Raw genomic sequence first — 14,684 nt, forward strand, 5'->3', positions numbered from 1 at the left:
TCGGTCAGGATGGGATCGGTGCCGTCGAGTTCATGGTCAACGCCACGGACACCATACTTACGCAGAAGATAAGCATCCGTACCGAACGGCGCGGCAAGAGCATCGAAGGCACCAACCACGTCCTGCCGACCGGCAAGACGGCCCGCTACAACGCCGGCCTGTCGGTCTCGCGGTTCCTCAAGCCGCTGACCTACCAGCGCACGGCCCGGGACGGCACGGCCGCCCTGGCCCCGGCCGTCGAACGGATCTCCGCCTTCGAGGGGCTGGCCGCGCACGAGGCCACGGCCACCCTCCGCATCGAGGGCATCGGCCGCCACTCGGGAGCCTTCGACGGGACCCCGGCCGTCGACCGCGACTGACCCGGCCACCGCACACCCGGACCGTCCCCGCTTCCCGCGGGTGCCCTCGCCCGCGCCTGCGGAACCGTGCTGGGTGGTGGCGCGTTCGGATCAGTGGGACGGGGTGAAGGTGGCCGAGGACCCGGGGGGACGGGGAGTTGTGGGAGCGGGCACACTTTCACCCTGGACAACACATCTCTACCGATCGGAATGGGTCATAGATGATCACCCTGACGAAAGATGACGAGCCGGCGGATCTCGACGGGATCACGCACATGTCCATCGGGGTCTCCTGGGACCCGACCGCCGGGAGCAGCGGGGGTGTCCTCGGGAAGGTGCGGCGGAAGATGGGGACGGACCTCGATCTCATCGCCATCGCCCTCCAGGGCAGCGACCCCGTGCGTCTCGCCGGGCTCGACTCGCTGGATCCGCTCGGGAACGGCGCGCTCCTGCACACCGGGGACAACCAGACCGGCCGTGGCGAGGGGGACGACGAGACCGTGACGGTCGAGTTCGGGCGGATACCCCCGAACATCACGTCGGTCGTGTTCGTCGCGAGCGCGTTCAAGCGGGGCAGCAGCTTCCAGAAGGCCCGCAACGTGAGCTTCAAGGTGTACGACGCGACGGGTGGGAGCAGCCAGCAGGTCGCCGACATCTGGCCGAGTCTGATGACGAGCGACAACAGCTGCGCCATAGCGAAGGCGTTCCGGGTCGGTTCCTCGTGGAAGCTCCAGGTGCTGAACCAGACCGGCAAGACCAAGCAGGGCGACGAGCTGTCCCTGATGCGGTTCGCCGCGGGCGCGTAAGGCGGGCGGTGCACGGGCGTCCGGTGTGGCCGGGCGCCCGGCGCGTTCGTGTGGGGGCGAGGGGGATATGTTCTGCTGCGGGGTGGGCGTGCCTGTGGTGGTGCGTTCGCGCCGGTGAGGGGCGTGGGGCGCTCTTCGCGTCGAGCGAGGAAACAGCAGAACGGCCGTGGATATGGGCAAGGAAGACAGCGGGGGTCCCATACCGGGGCGCGGGTGGCGGCGCTGGGCGATGGACACCCGGCCGTTGCGGCGTCCGGCGTACCGGCGGCTGTGGGGCTCGACGGTGGTCACGGCGGTCGGCAGTCAGCTGACGGCTGTGGCGGTGCCCAAGCAGATCTATGACATCACCGGTTCGTCGGTGTGGGTCGGTTACGCGAGCCTCGCGGGTCTGGTGCCGCTGGTGGTGTTCGCGCTGTGGGGCGGGGCGGTCGCCGACCGGATGGACCGGCGGAAGCTGCTGCTGATCAGCGACTCGGGGATCGCGGTGACGTCGGTGCTGCTGTGGGCGCAGGCGTTCGCGGGTCTTGATTCGGTGGCGGCCCTGATGGTGCTGCTGGCGGTGCAGCAGGCGTTCTTCGGCCTGGTGTCGCCGGCGCGCAGTGCGTCGATCCCCCGGCTGGTGCCGGCGGACGAGCTGCCCGCGGCGAACGCGCTGGGGTCGACGGTGTCGCAGACGGGGATGCTGGTCGGTCCGCTGCTGGCCGGGGCGCTGATCCCGGTGATCGGGCTGGCCGAGCTGTATCTGATCGACGCGGTGGCGCTGAGCGCCGCGGTGTGGGCGGACTGGCGGCTGCCCGCGCTGCCGCCGCTGGGGGGTGCGGCGGCTGCCGCCCGGTCGGGGTGGCGGGAGATCGTGGCGGGTTTCCGGTACATAGCGGCGCACAAGGTGCTGCTGCTGTCGTTCCTGGCGGACATCATCGCGATGGTGCTGGGGATGCCGCGGGCGCTGTTCCCGCAGTTGGCGTCGGAGACGTATGTGGCGCATGGGGAGGGGTTCGCGCTGGGGGTGCTGTACGCGGCGATCCCGGTGGGGGCGGTGCTGGGTGGTCTGGCGTCGGGGACGTTCTCGCGGGCGCGGCGGCATGGGCTGCTGGTGATCGCGAGTGTCATCGCCTGGGGGCTGGCGATCATGGGGTTCGGGTTGAGCGGGAGTCTGTGGGTGGCGCTCGCGTTCCTGGTGGCGGCCGGGGTGGCGGACATGGTGTCGATGGTGTTCCGCGGGGCGATCCTGCTGTCTGCGGCGACGGACGAGATGCGGGGGCGGATGCAGGGGGTGTTCACGGTGGTGGTGGCCGGTGGGCCGCGGCTGGCGGACGCGTTGCACGGGGCGGGGGGTTCGGCGTTCGGGCCGCGTACGGCGATCGCGGTCGGTGGGGGCCTGGTGGTGGTGATGGCGCTGGCCCTGGCAGCGGCGCCGACGCTGCGCCGCTACCGGGCCTGACGTCGCCTGTGGTCAGGCGGGAAGCGCGTTGAGTTGCCGTGCCCACTCGGGGTACTTGGCGAGCTTCGCGGCGTGGAGGGCGGCGACGCGCGCGGCGGTGTCGGGGTCGGGGTCGTCGGTGAAGCGGACGGCGGAGAGCCGGGCGAGGCGCGGGAGGATCGTCCAGTCGCCGTCGATGTGCGCGGGGTCGTGGAGGTAGCGCTCCAGGGCGTCGAGGTCCTGGAGGGAGGCGCTGTAGGCGTGGGTGAAGCCTTCGGCGGGGTCGCCCATGTCGCGGCCGACGGTGCCGAAGGTGACGGCTTCGACGGAGGCGGTGCGCCGCATGAGGGCGAGCACTTCGGCCCGTTCCTCCTCGGTCGTCTCGTCCTTGAAGGAGAAGCGGAGGACGTTGGTGATCATGGTGGCCCCTCGGGACGCTCGTGCGGATGAACCAGCGGGTTCAAATTACTGCACTGGTGAGTTGAGCGCAACGAGAGGCCGGTGGCGCGGGCGCCGGTGCAGGAAGCGCCCGCGCCACCGGGGTCATGCCGGGCGGGCGGCGGCCCGGCGGGGGTGGGTCACGGCATCAGCACGGAGTCGATCAGGTAGACCGTGGCGTTGGCCGTGCTGACGTTGCCGCAGACCACGGAGGCGTCGCCGTTCACGGTGAAGGACTCCCCCGAGCCCGAGGTCGTCAGCGTGCCGCCCTGGAGGGTCTCGAAGCTGCCGTCCGCCAGGTCCTCGGGCGTCAGGCGCTCGCCGACGACGTGGTACGTGAGCACGTCGGTGAGGGCGTCCTGGTCGGCGAGCAGGGCGGTGAGGTCGGCCTCGGGGATCTGGGCGAACGCGTCGTTGACGGGCGCGAAGACGGTGAGGGCCTCGGCGTTGTTGAGGGTGTCGCCCAGTCCGGCGGCGGTGACGGCGGCCACCAGCGTGGTCAGCTCCGGGTTGTTGCTCGCGGCGGTGGCGACGGGGTCCTGCGCCATGCCGTCGAAGCTGCCCGCGCCGTCGGCGGGGACGCCCGCGCAGGCCGGGCCGAACGGGGCGGACGCGTCGGACATGCCGCCGTCGCCGGGGTCCTCCGAGGGCTGCTCCTCGTTGCCCTGCTCCTGGGCGCTGCTGCTGTCGGAGGACTCGGCGGCGGAGTCGTCGCCGTCGGAGGAACAGGCGGCCAGGCCGAGGGGCAGGACGGCCGCGGCGACGAGGGCGAGGGTGGTGCGACGCATGCGGTTGACGTTCACGGGGTTCTCCTGGAAAGCGTTGCGTGTGGGGGTGGGTCTGCGGAAGGTGTCCAGGCGCTGGACGGGGGGGGTCAGGTCACGTCGACCACCACCGAGTGCCATCCGGTCGCGCCGCCGGGGATGGGGTCGGAGCGTTCGGGGGTCTGTGTCTCCCCGGTGCGGTCGGTGGCGCGGACCTCGATGCGGTGCCTGCCGGGGAGCGCGGGCCAGTCCCAGCGCCACTGGCGCCAGGTGTCCGCGGTGTCCTCGTCGGCGAGCAGGGCGTCCTGCCAGGGGCCGTCGTCGACGCGGACCTCGACCCGGTCGACGCCGGTGTGCTGGGCCCAGGCGACTCCGGCGACGGGGACCGTGCCCGCGGCGAGGCCGTCGAAGCCGCGGGGGGTGTCGATGCGGGCCTGGGTCCTGATGGGTGCCTGCGCGGCCCAGTCGCGGCGGACCCAGTAGGCGTCGAAGTCGGCGAACGTGGTGAGTTCGATGTCCTCGATCCACTTGCACGCGGAGACGTAGCCGTAGAGGCCGGGGACGACCATGCGGACGGGGAAGCCGTGCTCGAACGGGAGGGGTTCGCCGTTCATGCCGACCGCGAGGAGGGCGTCGCGGCCGTCCATGACGGCCTCGACGGGTGTGCCCAGGGTCATGCCGTCCACGGAGCGGGCGACGAGCTGGTCGGCGCGGCCTCCGGCGGAGGGCGGGCGGACGCCGGCCTCGCGCAGGACGTCGGCCAGGGGCACGCCGATCCAGCGGGCGTTTCCGGCGTAGGGGCCGCCGACGGGGTTGGAGACGCAGGTGAGCGTGATGTGCCGCTCGATCAGGTCGCGGGCCAGGAGATCGTCGAAGGAGAGGCTGAGGGGGCGGGTGACGCCGGTGCCGTGGAGGGTGAGGCGCCAGGTGCGGGCGTTCACCCTGGGGACGGTGAGCGCAGTGTCGATGCGGTAGAAGTCGCTGTTGGGTGTCAGGTATGGGGTGATGCCGGGGATGTCCAGGCTGGCGCCGCGTGGTGACGGGGTGACGGGTGATGCGGGGGCGGGGATGCGGATCGCGTCCCGGGCGGCGGCGGCCTGGGTGCGTCCCGCCGCGTTGATGCGGGCGGCGAGGGTGCCGGATGCGGCGGACACGGCGGCGACGGAGGTGGCGGCCAGGACGAAGCGGCGCCGGTCGAACGGCGGGGGCTCGTCCGGCGCGGGTTCGGTGACGGGTTCCGGCGCGGGGCGCTGTCGGGTGGGGAACTGCCCGGCCAGCACGTGGAGGACGGCCGCGCCGGTCACCGCGCCGACGAGGGAGGGAACGGCGTCGAACCGTCCGGCGTCCGGGCGTCCCGCGGCGGCGACGGCGCCCACCGCGCCGACGAGCAGGACACCCGCCGCCGCCGGCCGGCGGAAGCGCGTCGCCAGCACGCCGAGCGCCAGGGCCGCCAGGACGAGCACCACGAGGATGCCGAGGCGCAGGACGAGCTTGTCGTCGGTGCCGAAGGTGCGGATGGCCCAGTCCTTGACGGGGGCGGGGGTGCGGTCCACGACGGCCCCGCCGAGCGCGGTGACCGGCCCGGCCTCGCGGCGTACGAACGAGGCGGTCAGCTCGGCGGCGGCGAGGGCGGCGCCTGCCGCGAGGAGGCCGGACAGCGCGCCGGGGACGGCCACGCGGCCCGCCGGGGGCCGCCGGTCACCGCCGCGCCGGGCGCCGTCGCCACTGCCGTTGCCTTCCATGCCCGTACTTCGGGGCGGGGCGGGCGGTGGATGGGTGTGACTTCGGGTGAATTCCGCGCGGGGGGTGGCGGACGTGACGGCGCCGCCGACCGCGCGGGTGCGGTCGGCGGCGCGGAGGCGGTGCGCGTCAGGCGGCCGGGAACGCCATGACGGCCAGCGGGTCGCCGGTCGGCTGCGGGGAGCCGCCGTCGGGTTCGAGGGTGACGCCCATCCCGGACGCGCCGCCGACGGCGCCGTCCATGAGGACCGTCTCCCCTTCCGCCGCCGGGTCGAGCAGACCGGCGGGCCGCATCCGGCCGCCGTCGTCGAACCACAGCTGGTACACCTGGCCCGGCGGCGGGGCGGCCAGCCCGGAGACGGCGAACGCCGCGCGGTCCGCCGAGGCGGACACGACGACGGTCGCGCTGCCGCCGCCGGGGAGGGCGCCGGTCGCCACCCGGGCGTCCGGCGCGGACATCACGCGGGACAGTTCGGCGGCGCGGGCCTCGACCCGTTCCGCCTGCGCGCGGGCGTCCCGCGCGGCCTGCCACTGCCAGACGGCGGTGCCGCCGAGCGCCGCGGCCGTCACGCAGGCGGCCAGGGCGAGGGCGAGCGTGCGCCGGGTCCGTACGGCGCGCCGTACGGGGGTGTCGGCGGTGCGGTCGCCGCCGGGCGGGGGTTCCTGGCGGACGCTGCCGATCCGCCGCAGGACGGCCTCGCGCATCGCCGGGGGCGGCGGCTCGGCGACCGCGGTGCCGAGCCGGGCGGCGGTCTCCAGGAGTTCGGCGACCTCGGCCGCGCAGGCGGGGCAGCGTTCGAGGTGGCCCTCGAACCGTTCGCGTTCGGCGGGCAGGACGGCGTCCAGCGCGTAGGCGCCGCCGAGGGTGTGCAGCTCGGCCTCGTCGTCACGCGTCGTTCCCCCGCCGCTCGTTCCGGCGCCCTTCATGACATCACCCCCAGGCAGTCCCGCAGTCGGATCAGGCCGTCCCGCATCCGTGTCTTGACCGTGCCGAGCGGCAGTTTGAGGAGGTCGGCGACCTCGCGGTGGGTGAGGCCCCGGTAGTAGGCGAGGGTGACGGACTGCCGCTGCCGTTCGGTGAGTCCGCCCATGCAGCGTTTGACCTGCTCGCGTTCGAGGCGGGCCTCGACCTGCTCGGTGACCTCGTCGAACGCCGGGGTGCGCTCCAGCAGGGCGGCGCGCTGCTCGCGGTCGCTGGCGGCCTGGGCGGACCGTACGCGGTCGACGGCGCGGCGGTGCGCGAGGGTCATGATCCAGGCCATGGCGGAGCCGCGTTCCGGCCGGTACTGGGCGGCGCAGCGCCACACGTCGATCAGCACCTCCTGGGTCACCTCCTCGGACTGGGCGGGGTCGCGCAGCACCGACCTGACCAGTCCGAGGACGGGTCCGGCGACGCGGTCGTAGACCGTGGCGAACGCGTCCTGGTCGCCGCGCGCGACCTCGGCGAGCGACTCGGCGAGCCCGGCGGGACCCTCGCCCTGCCGTGGGAGGCCGGTGAGGCGGGCGGAATCCCTCACCTGTCGTCTCCTTCGGCGGCCGGGGCGTGGCGGGTCGGCCGGGCGGCCGTGCGGGCGGGATGCATGCGACTTTCTCCGAACGACGGCGGTCATGGCGCACCGTGCGGTGGCCGTGCGGTATTCGCCGCCGGTGCCCGCGCGGATTGGTGCGGGCTGGATTTTTTTCGCTGGGCCGCCCGGTAGGTGTCCGGCTGTGGGGACATGGTCTCCTGCCGGGTCGTGCGCCGGGTGGGCGGGGTCGCATGGGTGTGCGTTCTTCCGCCGGGGGCTCGTGGGGGCGAGGCTGTTGGCCCGGTGTGGTGTCCACAGGGGAACGGGGTGGGTGCGGGTGGCGAGGCGGTCACGGCGGCGTGAGCGGGTGGCGGTGTGGGGTGCCGTGGGAGTGGTGGCGCTGATGCTGTGGCCGGGGATCGCGCGGGCAGTGCTGGCGGCGGCGGTGCTGGCCGTGGTGGGGGGTGCCGGATGGTGGGGGTGGCGGACGCACCGCGCGCTGCGGGAGCGGGACCTGCGGTGGCGGGCGGAGGACCGGGTGCTGGCGGCGAACAGGCGGCTGGCGGATGTGGACGTCCTGGACGGTGACTCCTTCGAGCGGATGGTGGCCGCGCTGCTGCGGCGTGACGGGTGCGGGGATGTGGTCAAGGTGGGCAGGAGCGGGGACAACGGGCGGGATGTGACGGGGGTGCTGCCGGATGGGCGCTCCATGCTGGTGCAGTGCAAGCGGTTCGCGCCGCACCGGGCGGTCGGGGAGCGGGACATGCGGGACCTGCTGGGCACGCGGACGCACTTCGGCGCGGACGTGGCGGTGTTCGTCACCAACACCCGTTACACGCGGCCCGCGTTGGATTTCGCGGTGGCCAACGGCATCCTCGTCGTGCACCGCGATCTCTTCGCGTCCTGGCTGAACGGGGCGCCGTTCGCCTCGGTGGTGGGCGTGGGCGCGCGGGGGCAGGGCGACGGGCGGCATCTGGCGCGCTGGCGGCGCACGTACGGCGCCGCGCGCCCCAGGGCGGGGCGGCGGCGCGTGTCCTGAGCGATCCCGGCGGAAGGCGGACATGAGGCGGTGGGCCTCCCCCCTCGTCACCGGGGTGAGGCCCACCGCCCGTCCCAGTGCGGCGGCGATGGCTCCCGCCTGCCGCGGGCTGGTCCGCACCGGCCCCGTCGAGGCGTGCGTCCTCCCCCGGGGACCGGGGCGCGGGACATGGCCTCAGCGGCGCCGGGTGCGGGTCTTGCGCCAGCCGAAGGGGCCGGGCAGGTCCATCGAAGTGGTGCGGCGGCCGGTGCTGCTGACGGTGTGGCGCGGACCGCCCCGGCTGCCCGTGGTGACGGACAAGGAACGGCGGTTGATGTTCAGCCGCACGCCGGGCAGAATCCGGATGCTCTTGCGGAAGGTGAGGCCCATGACGTCCTCCTCGGTTCGGCTCGATCACTCGGGTCCGGCCCGGATGTGGGGCCGGCCGGATCTTCGGTAACGCTCCGCTTACCCGGCGCCGGGCCGTCCACACCACCGCACTCGGCACCGGCGCGGTGCCTGCCGTCAGGCGCATCCGCCTGCCTCCGGCGTGGATCTTCACCGGTGCCCGGCAGGAAGATGCCGCGCGGGCACGGCGGTTCGGGGCGTGCGATGGGCAGGGCAGCGCATCCGGAAGGCGTAACGGGGGCCCGCACGCGTCGGGACGGCGTGAAGGGCGGGGTCCGGCCGTCCGATCAGGGAATCCGGGTGCTGTCGCCAGGCGCACGCCGCGCCTCCTGACGGTGCCGTGGACGGGCCGTCAGGAGGCGTGGGCGCGGCCGGGTCAGGGGGCGGACCACTTCTGCGCGGGGTTGCCCGAGCACCAGGCGATCTGGAGGGGGGTGCCGTTGGAGGCGTTGGCGTTGGCGACGTCCAGGCACATGTCGGCCGCGACGTTGACGATGTCCCCGGCGGTGCGTTCGATGCGCCAGTGCTGCCGGGTGTCGGACGGGGCGCAGGCGGCGAGGACGGCGCGGGTGCCGTCGGTGATGGCTCCGCCGGAGAGCGCCAGGCACTTGCCCGCGATGCGGAGCGTGCCGTCGGAGGCGACCATCCACTGCTGGTTGGCGGAATTCGAGCAGTCGCCGATGCGGCTGCCGGTGCCCGCGGCGCTGCCGGGGACCTCGGCGCACTTGCCCGCGAGGCCGATGATGTGGCCGGTCGTGCCGGTGACGGCGGGCGGGGCGGGCGGCGGGGCCGGGTCGTTGCGGGGGGCGGGGTCGTCGGGCTCGTCGTCCTCCTCCGGCTCCTCCTCCCGCGTGTCCGCGCCGCCGGAGCCGTCGTCCTGGGCGGCGGGCGGGGCGGGCGGCGGGGCCGGGTCGGGGGCCGCCGCGTCCCGTTCGTCGGACTCCGCCGGCTCGTCCCGTTCCGCGGGCTCGTCGGCGGGCTCGGGCTCCGGCTCGGGCGTGGTGGGGTCGGCCTCCGGCGAGGCCGGGGCCGGTGGCGCGGCGCCGGGCCCGCCCGCCGTGCCGTCGGGCAGGGTGCCGGTGGCGACGGGTGCCGCGTCGTCGGGGCCCAGGAGGCGGGCGGTCACGGTGGCGGCACCTGCGACCGTGGCGGTGACCAGGGCGGTCGCGCACAGGGTCGTCCAGACGCGGCGGCCGGGACGGAGGCCGGTGGGGGGTCGGGCGGGCTTGCGGGCGAAAGTCGTGGAGAAACGTTCCTCGGACACCGGGCTCCTCTGCTCGCGGGGAGGGGGCTGGGGTGTGCGAGGTAGAGGGTATGCGCTCCGGGCGCCGCGCGCCGCCCCGCCCCCGGGAGGGCGCGGAACGTGCCGGGTGCCCGGCCGCTGGCGGCGGCCGGGCACCGGGTGTCACGCGTCATGCCGGGAGGGCACCGTTCAACTGGGCAGTACCCAGCGCTGGTTGGCGCCGCCGTGGCAGGACCACAGATGCAGCCGTGTCCCGTCCGCCGAGGAGACTCCGTCGGCGTCCGCGCACTTGTTGCTCACCGGGTTCAGCAGCGCGCCGTTGGCCTGGGGCGTCCAGCGCTGGTCGGTGCCGCCGTCGCAGGTGAACAGCTGGATGGCGGAGCCGTCGCCGGTGCCCGTCGCGGTCGCGCACTTGCCGAGCGCGCGGATCGTCCCGTCACCGGGCAGCGTCCAGTTCTGGGCGCCCGTCCCGTTGCACGTCCACAGCTGGATGCGCGTGCCGTCCGCCGTGTTGGAGCCCGAGACGTCCACGCACTTCCCGTCGAGCCCCGTGATCCGCCCCGTCACCGGGTTGGGTCCTGGGCCGCCGCCCAGTTCCTTGATGCGGATGTTGCGGAACGACGCGGTGTCGCCCGTCCCGTGGTTCTGCAGCCCGATGTGTCCCTGCTGGAGGCTGCGGACCGGGTCGGTGTTGGTGAAGTCGTTGATCAGCCTGCCGTTGAGGTAGATCCGCAGGCGTTCGCCCTCGACGAGGAGTTCGTACGTGTTCCACTCCCCCGGCGGGTTGAGCGCGGCGTCGCGGGCGGCGATGTCGGCCGACTTGAAGCCGTAGACGGAGCCGGTGGTGCGGTCGGCGGCGTCGGTGGCGTCGATCTGGATCTCATAGCCGTTGTTGACCGCCGACCACGGGTCGGACGACGGCGGGAAGCCGATGAAGACACCCGAGTTGTCGTCGCCGTCGAGGCGCCAGTCGAGCTTCAGCGAGTAGGACGTGAACTGCTGCGCCTGGTACCAGAGCATGCCCATGCCGCCCTGGGTCGTCAGCGTGCCGTTGGACAGGGAGAACGACCCCGGTCCCGCCTGCGACCAGCCCGTGGTGGCCGAGCCGTCGAAGAGGCTGCGGTAGCCCGTCTCCGGGCGGCAGTCGGCCTCGGTGACCCGGGCCGCCCAGCGGATGCCGCCCAGGAGGTGGCGGGTGAACGCCGCCTCGCTGTACGACTCGGCCGTGTGGCCGCCGCCGGTGTAGAACGCGCGGCCGCCCTGGTAGTCCTTGCACCAGGCGATGGGGTGGTCCCCGCTCATGTTCCCGCCGGTGTAGCTCGATTCGTTGAGCGAGGCGAGGACGTGCGCGGTGGAGCGGGGGTTGGTGCGGTAGTTGTACCACTCGTCGGTGCGCTGCCAGGTCGTGCCCAGGTGCGCGGTCGCGTCGTGCGCGCGGTCCTCGACCCGTACCTGCGCGGACTGGATGTTCGGGTGCGAGTGGAAGAGCGCGCCGGCCAGGCCGTTGTACCAGGGCCAGTCGTACTCGGTGTCGGCAGCCGCGTGGACGCCCACGTAGCCGCCGCCGTTGTTGATGTAGCCCTCGAACGCGGTCTGCTGCGCGCCGTTGAGGACGTCGCCCGTCGTGGAGAGGAAGACGACCGCCTCGTACTGGGCGAGGTTGCCGCTCGTGAAGGCGTTGGCGTCCTCGGTCGCGGTGACGGTGAAGTTGTTCGCCGCGCCGAGCTGGTTGATCGCGGTGATGCCCTCGTCGATCGAGTCGTGCCGGAAACCGGCCGTCTTGGAGAAGACGAGGACCTGGTAGGCGGGGTCGTCGGGCGCGGCCGTGGCGGACGCCGCCGTGAGGGCGGGCAGCGCGGTCGCGCACAGCAGGGCTCCGGCCGCCATGCGGGCGAAGCGGGTCAGTGTTCGGCTCATGAGGGGAGAACCCATCTCTGGTTGGCGCCGCCGTGGCAGGACCACAGGTGGAGGCGTGTCCCGTCGGCCGAGGAGACTCCGTCGGCGTCGGCGCACTTGTTGGAGGTCGGGTTGAGCAGCGCCCCGTTGGCCTGGGGCGTCCAGCGCTGGTCGGTGCCGCCGTCGCAGGTGAACAGCTGGATGGCGGAGGCGTCGGCCGTACCCGTGGCGGTCATGCACTTGCCGAGCGCGCGGATCGTCCCGTCGCCCGGGAGCGTCCAGTTCTGGGCGCCCGTCCCGTTGCAGGTCCACAGCTGGATGCGCGTGCCGTCGGCCGTGTTGGAGCCGGAGACGTCCACGCACTTCCCGTCGAGACCGGTGATCCGCCCCGTGGCCGGGTTCGGACCGGTGCCGCCGCCGGTGGTCAGGGTGAAGTCGTCGATGTCGAAGAGGTTCCCCTGGCCGGTGGGGCCGGTGAAGACGAGGTAGAGCGAGGTGGTGCCGGCCGGTGCGTTGGTGATGCCGGTGCTCACGTCCTGGAAGTTCTCCCAGCCGCCGGTGGACGGGACGGCGACGGAGCCGAGCAGGGTGCCCGTGGGCGAGCCTGCGCGGATCTGGATCGTGCCGCCGACGCCGCCGGAGGAGACGCGCGCGGTGAACCGGGTGACGTTGGACAGCAGGTAGGGCTGGAACGCGATCCAGTCGCCGTTGTCGGTGAAGCCGACGGTCCTGCCGCCGTGCGCGGTGCCGTGGTTGGCGACCTCGACGCCCTGCGAGGAGGAGTAGTGCTCGGCCTGGCGCTGGCGGGTCTGGGTCTGCGCCTGGTCGTGGACGGTCAGGCCGCCGTTGTCGGTGTAGACGGCGTCGAAGACCCCGAAGATGTTGGCGTTCGGGTCGTGTTCGCCGTCCGCGAGGGTCTGGAGCGTGCCGGAGCAGCCGGTGGCCGACGTCTGCGGGTGGCCGTGGGCGTCGTGGCCGAGGATGAAGTTGACCGTGACGCGCGAGCAGTCGATCGTGCCGTCCTCGGGGTCGGTGACGACCACCCGGAAGGGCACGGCGTCGCCGAAGTCGACGAGCTGTCCCTCGGCGGGCAGTTCGAGGCGTACGGTCGGTGCCGTGTTGCCCACCGAGATCTGGACGGACGCGGTGCCGGTGGCGCCGGTCGAGTCGCGGACGGTGAGGGTGGCGGTGTAATTGCCGTTCTGGCTGTAGGTCTTGCTCGGGTTGGCGGCGGTGGAGCTGGTGCCGTCGCCGAAGTTCCAGGCGTACGTGATCGGGTCGCCGTCCGGGTCGTTGCTCCCCGCCGAGGAGAACTGCACGGTCAGCGGGGCGGGTCCCGAGGTGCGGTTGGCCGATGCCTGGGCGACCGGGGAGCGCCCGTTGGTCACGTTCTCGATGCGGTAGACGCCGCTGTTGGCGTCGCCGTTGAACCAGCCGGTGCCGTAGTCGAGGACGTAGAGGGCGCCGTCCGGGCCGAAGGCCGCGTCCATGACCTGGGTGCCGGTCCAGGGGAACGCGTTGATGGTGCCCGCCGCGCCGTTGGCCTGGATGTCGATGTTCTTGATCCAGCGGCGGCCGAACTCCAGGGCGAAGAAGTCGCCGTCGAACTCGGCGGGGAACTTGACGGCCGACTGGAGGTTCGGGTCGTAGTTGTAGACCGGGCCCGCCATGGGCGACTCGGAGCCGCCGCCGAACGCGGGGACGGAGTTGCCGTCGTACGGGATCCAGGCCGCGCGTGCCGGGGGCAGGGTGGTCTGGCCGGTGTTGTTCGGCGAGTTGTTCACGGGGGCGGCGCAGTTGAAGGCGCTGCCCGACGTGTTGTTGGCGAAGTTGAAGTCGACGTACGGCTGGTTGTTGCCGACGCAGTAGGGCCAGCCGTAGTTGCCCGCGCTGGTGATCCGGTTGAACTCGACGAGTCCGGCCGGGCCGCGCGACGAGGACGCAGTGCCCGCGTCGGGGCCGTAGTCGCCGACGTAGACGACGCCGGTCCGCTTGTCGACGCTGATGCGGAACGGGTTGCGGAAGCCCATGGCGTAGATCTCGGGCCGGGTGTTGGGCGTGCCGGGCGCGAAGAGGTTGCCTGACGGGATGGAGTAGGTCCCGTTGGCGTTGACCTTGATGCGCAGCACCTTGCCGCGCAGGTCGTTGGTGTTGCCCGCCGAGCGCTGGGCGTCGAACGCGGGGTTGCGGTTGGTGCGTTCGTCGATGGGTGTGTACCCGTCGGAGGCGAAGGGGTTCGAGTCGTCGCCGGTGGACAGGTAAAGGTTGCCCTGGGCGTCGAAGTCGATGTCGCCGCCGACGTGGCAGCACTGGCCGCGGTTGGCGGCCACGTCGAGGATGCGGACCTCGCTGGCGAGGTCGAGCGTGTTGCTCGTGGTGAGGGTGAAGCGGGAGAGGCGGTTGACACCGTTGAACGGTGCGAACGCCGCCGCGTTGCCCTCGCTCGGCGCGTCGCCGGCGGGGGTGTCGAGCGGGGGCGCGTAGTAGAGGAAGATGTGCCGGTTGGTGGCGAAGTTGGGATCGACTCCGACGCCCTGGAGGCCTTCCTCGTCGTGGGAGTAGACGGGGACGCGGCCGGCGACGCTGGTGTTGCCGTTGGCGTCGGTGATGCGGAGCGTGCCGTCGCGCGAGGTGTGGAGCACCGAGCGGTTGGGCAGCACGGCGAGCGTCATCGGCTCGCCGGTCTCGGCGACGCCCCTGGCGAGCGCCACCTGCTGGAATTCGGCCGCCGCTTCGATGGGCGCGGCGGGGGCCGGGTCCGCGGTGGCGGTGGACGGGGCGATGACCGTGAGGGCGCCCGCCATGGCGAGCACCGACCCTGTCAACGCGGCGAAGAACCTTCTGAATCTCCTGTGCACGTGCGTCCTCCGTGGACAACGGGGGGCATGGGAACGAGCAGTGGCACAGGCGCGCGCCGTCGCGCCGGGGCATGCGGGAACCGTCGGACGGGAGGGGTGGCTCCGCAGGCCAGAGGTGATGGGCACCGGCAGGCAAGACCGGGGCTCACAGGGAAGGTAACGACTAAGCACGTCGCTGGATAGTCCTCCCGCGCGCCGGAATCCGGTGTCCCCGCGGCGGGGCCGGAACCGGTACCGTCACCCCGCC

Annotated in this window: 13 protein-coding genes; 4 read left to right on the top strand and 9 right to left on the bottom strand. The window is 73.2% G+C overall.

Going from position 1 to position 14,684, the window contains the following annotated elements; translation table 11 throughout:
• The 3 genes from ACIBPC_RS24945 to ACIBPC_RS24955 all read left to right on the top strand — a co-directional run.
• Positions 1-359 (top strand): histidinol dehydrogenase (locus ACIBPC_RS24945; RefSeq protein WP_398847678.1); only part of this gene is annotated, 359 nt, incomplete at its 5' end.
• 200 nt (positions 360-559) lie between these two features.
• Positions 560-1,144 carry a TerD family protein gene (locus ACIBPC_RS24950; protein ID WP_362967056.1) on the top strand — a complete coding sequence of 195 codons (585 nt, stop codon included), beginning with the start codon at positions 560-562 and terminating at the stop codon, positions 1,142-1,144.
• Positions 1,145-1,316: 172 nt separating this feature from the next.
• A complete protein-coding gene (locus tag ACIBPC_RS24955) occupies positions 1,317-2,585 on the top strand; it encodes an MFS transporter (RefSeq protein ID WP_398848042.1) in 1,269 nt (422 codons plus the stop codon).
• A gap of 12 nt (positions 2,586-2,597) precedes the next feature.
• Here the strand turns inward: ACIBPC_RS24955 and ACIBPC_RS24960 are convergent, their stop codons facing one another.
• From ACIBPC_RS24960 to ACIBPC_RS24980, 5 genes are all read right to left on the bottom strand, one after another.
• The gene (locus ACIBPC_RS24960) at positions 2,598-2,984 is read right to left on the bottom strand and encodes a Dabb family protein (RefSeq protein ID WP_398847680.1); all 387 of its coding nucleotides are present in this window, start codon (positions 2,982-2,984) and stop codon (positions 2,598-2,600) included.
• 158 nt (positions 2,985-3,142) lie between these two features.
• Positions 3,143-3,790 carry a fasciclin domain-containing protein gene (locus tag ACIBPC_RS24965; RefSeq protein WP_398847681.1) on the bottom strand — a complete coding sequence of 216 codons (648 nt, stop codon included), beginning with the start codon at positions 3,788-3,790 and terminating at the stop codon, positions 3,143-3,145.
• An 86-nt stretch (positions 3,791-3,876) separates the two neighbouring features.
• Entirely contained in the window at positions 3,877-5,508 is a 1,632-nt protein-coding gene (locus ACIBPC_RS24970) for a molybdopterin-dependent oxidoreductase (RefSeq protein WP_398847683.1), read from the bottom strand.
• A gap of 127 nt (positions 5,509-5,635) precedes the next feature.
• Entirely contained in the window at positions 5,636-6,433 is a 798-nt protein-coding gene (locus ACIBPC_RS24975; protein WP_398847685.1) for an anti-sigma factor domain-containing protein, read from the bottom strand.
• Positions 6,430-7,023: a sigma-70 family RNA polymerase sigma factor gene (locus ACIBPC_RS24980; protein ID WP_362967068.1), complete on the bottom strand. Its 594-nt coding sequence runs from the start codon at positions 7,021-7,023 to the stop codon at positions 6,430-6,432. Before ACIBPC_RS24980 ends, ACIBPC_RS24975 begins: the two co-directional genes overlap by 4 nt.
• 376 nt (positions 7,024-7,399) lie before the next feature.
• On the opposite strand from ACIBPC_RS24980, the gene ACIBPC_RS24985 reads away from it, so the two are divergent.
• Positions 7,400-8,053 carry a restriction endonuclease gene (locus ACIBPC_RS24985; RefSeq protein WP_398847687.1) on the top strand — a complete coding sequence of 218 codons (654 nt, stop codon included), beginning with the start codon at positions 7,400-7,402 and terminating at the stop codon, positions 8,051-8,053.
• Between the two features lie 174 nt (positions 8,054-8,227).
• Here the strand turns inward: ACIBPC_RS24985 and ACIBPC_RS24990 are convergent, their stop codons facing one another.
• The 4 genes from ACIBPC_RS24990 to ACIBPC_RS25005 all read right to left on the bottom strand — a co-directional run bounded on the left by ACIBPC_RS24990 (position 8,228) and on the right by ACIBPC_RS25005 (position 14,437).
• On the bottom strand, positions 8,228-8,422 hold the full coding sequence (locus tag ACIBPC_RS24990) for a DUF4236 domain-containing protein (protein WP_362967072.1): 195 nt from the start codon (positions 8,420-8,422) through the stop codon (positions 8,228-8,230).
• 394 nt (positions 8,423-8,816) lie between these two features.
• Positions 8,817-9,704 carry an RICIN domain-containing protein gene (locus tag ACIBPC_RS24995; RefSeq protein WP_362967074.1) on the bottom strand — a complete coding sequence of 296 codons (888 nt, stop codon included), beginning with the start codon at positions 9,702-9,704 and terminating at the stop codon, positions 8,817-8,819.
• Between the two features lie 168 nt (positions 9,705-9,872).
• A complete protein-coding gene (locus tag ACIBPC_RS25000) occupies positions 9,873-11,600 on the bottom strand; it encodes a ThuA domain-containing protein (RefSeq protein ID WP_398847689.1) in 1,728 nt (575 codons plus the stop codon).
• Positions 11,597-14,437 (bottom strand): PQQ-dependent sugar dehydrogenase, encoded by a 2,841-nt coding sequence (locus ACIBPC_RS25005; protein ID WP_398847691.1) that lies wholly within the window; start codon positions 14,435-14,437, stop codon positions 11,597-11,599. The genes ACIBPC_RS25000 and ACIBPC_RS25005 overlap by 4 nt, the downstream gene beginning before the upstream one ends.
• Positions 14,438-14,684: the final 247 nt, after the last annotated feature.

The organism is Streptomyces sp. NPDC049879 (assembly GCF_044461265.1).
Taxonomy (GTDB): Bacteria; Actinomycetota; Actinomycetes; order Streptomycetales; family Streptomycetaceae; genus Streptomyces.

What these genes read in the sequence shown, in the direction of transcription:
- ACIBPC_RS24950 (WP_362967056.1), top strand. Translation starts at nt 560, where the DNA reads ATGATCACCCTGACGAAAGATGACGAGCCGGCGGATCTCGACGGGATC.
- ACIBPC_RS24955 (WP_398848042.1), top strand. Translation starts at nt 1,317, where the DNA reads ATGGGCAAGGAAGACAGCGGGGGTCCCATACCGGGGCGCGGGTGGCGG.
- ACIBPC_RS24960 (WP_398847680.1), bottom strand. Translation starts at nt 2,984, where the DNA reads ATGATCACCAACGTCCTCCGCTTCTCCTTCAAGGACGAGACGACCGAG.
- ACIBPC_RS24965 (WP_398847681.1), bottom strand. Translation starts at nt 3,790, where the DNA reads ATGCGTCGCACCACCCTCGCCCTCGTCGCCGCGGCCGTCCTGCCCCTC.
- ACIBPC_RS24970 (WP_398847683.1), bottom strand. Translation starts at nt 5,508, where the DNA reads ATGGAAGGCAACGGCAGTGGCGACGGCGCCCGGCGCGGCGGTGACCGG.
- ACIBPC_RS24975 (WP_398847685.1), bottom strand. Translation starts at nt 6,433, where the DNA reads ATGAAGGGCGCCGGAACGAGCGGCGGGGGAACGACGCGTGACGACGAG.
- ACIBPC_RS24990 (WP_362967072.1), bottom strand. Translation starts at nt 8,422, where the DNA reads ATGGGCCTCACCTTCCGCAAGAGCATCCGGATTCTGCCCGGCGTGCGG.
- ACIBPC_RS25000 (WP_398847689.1), bottom strand. Translation starts at nt 11,600, where the DNA reads ATGAGCCGAACACTGACCCGCTTCGCCCGCATGGCGGCCGGAGCCCTG.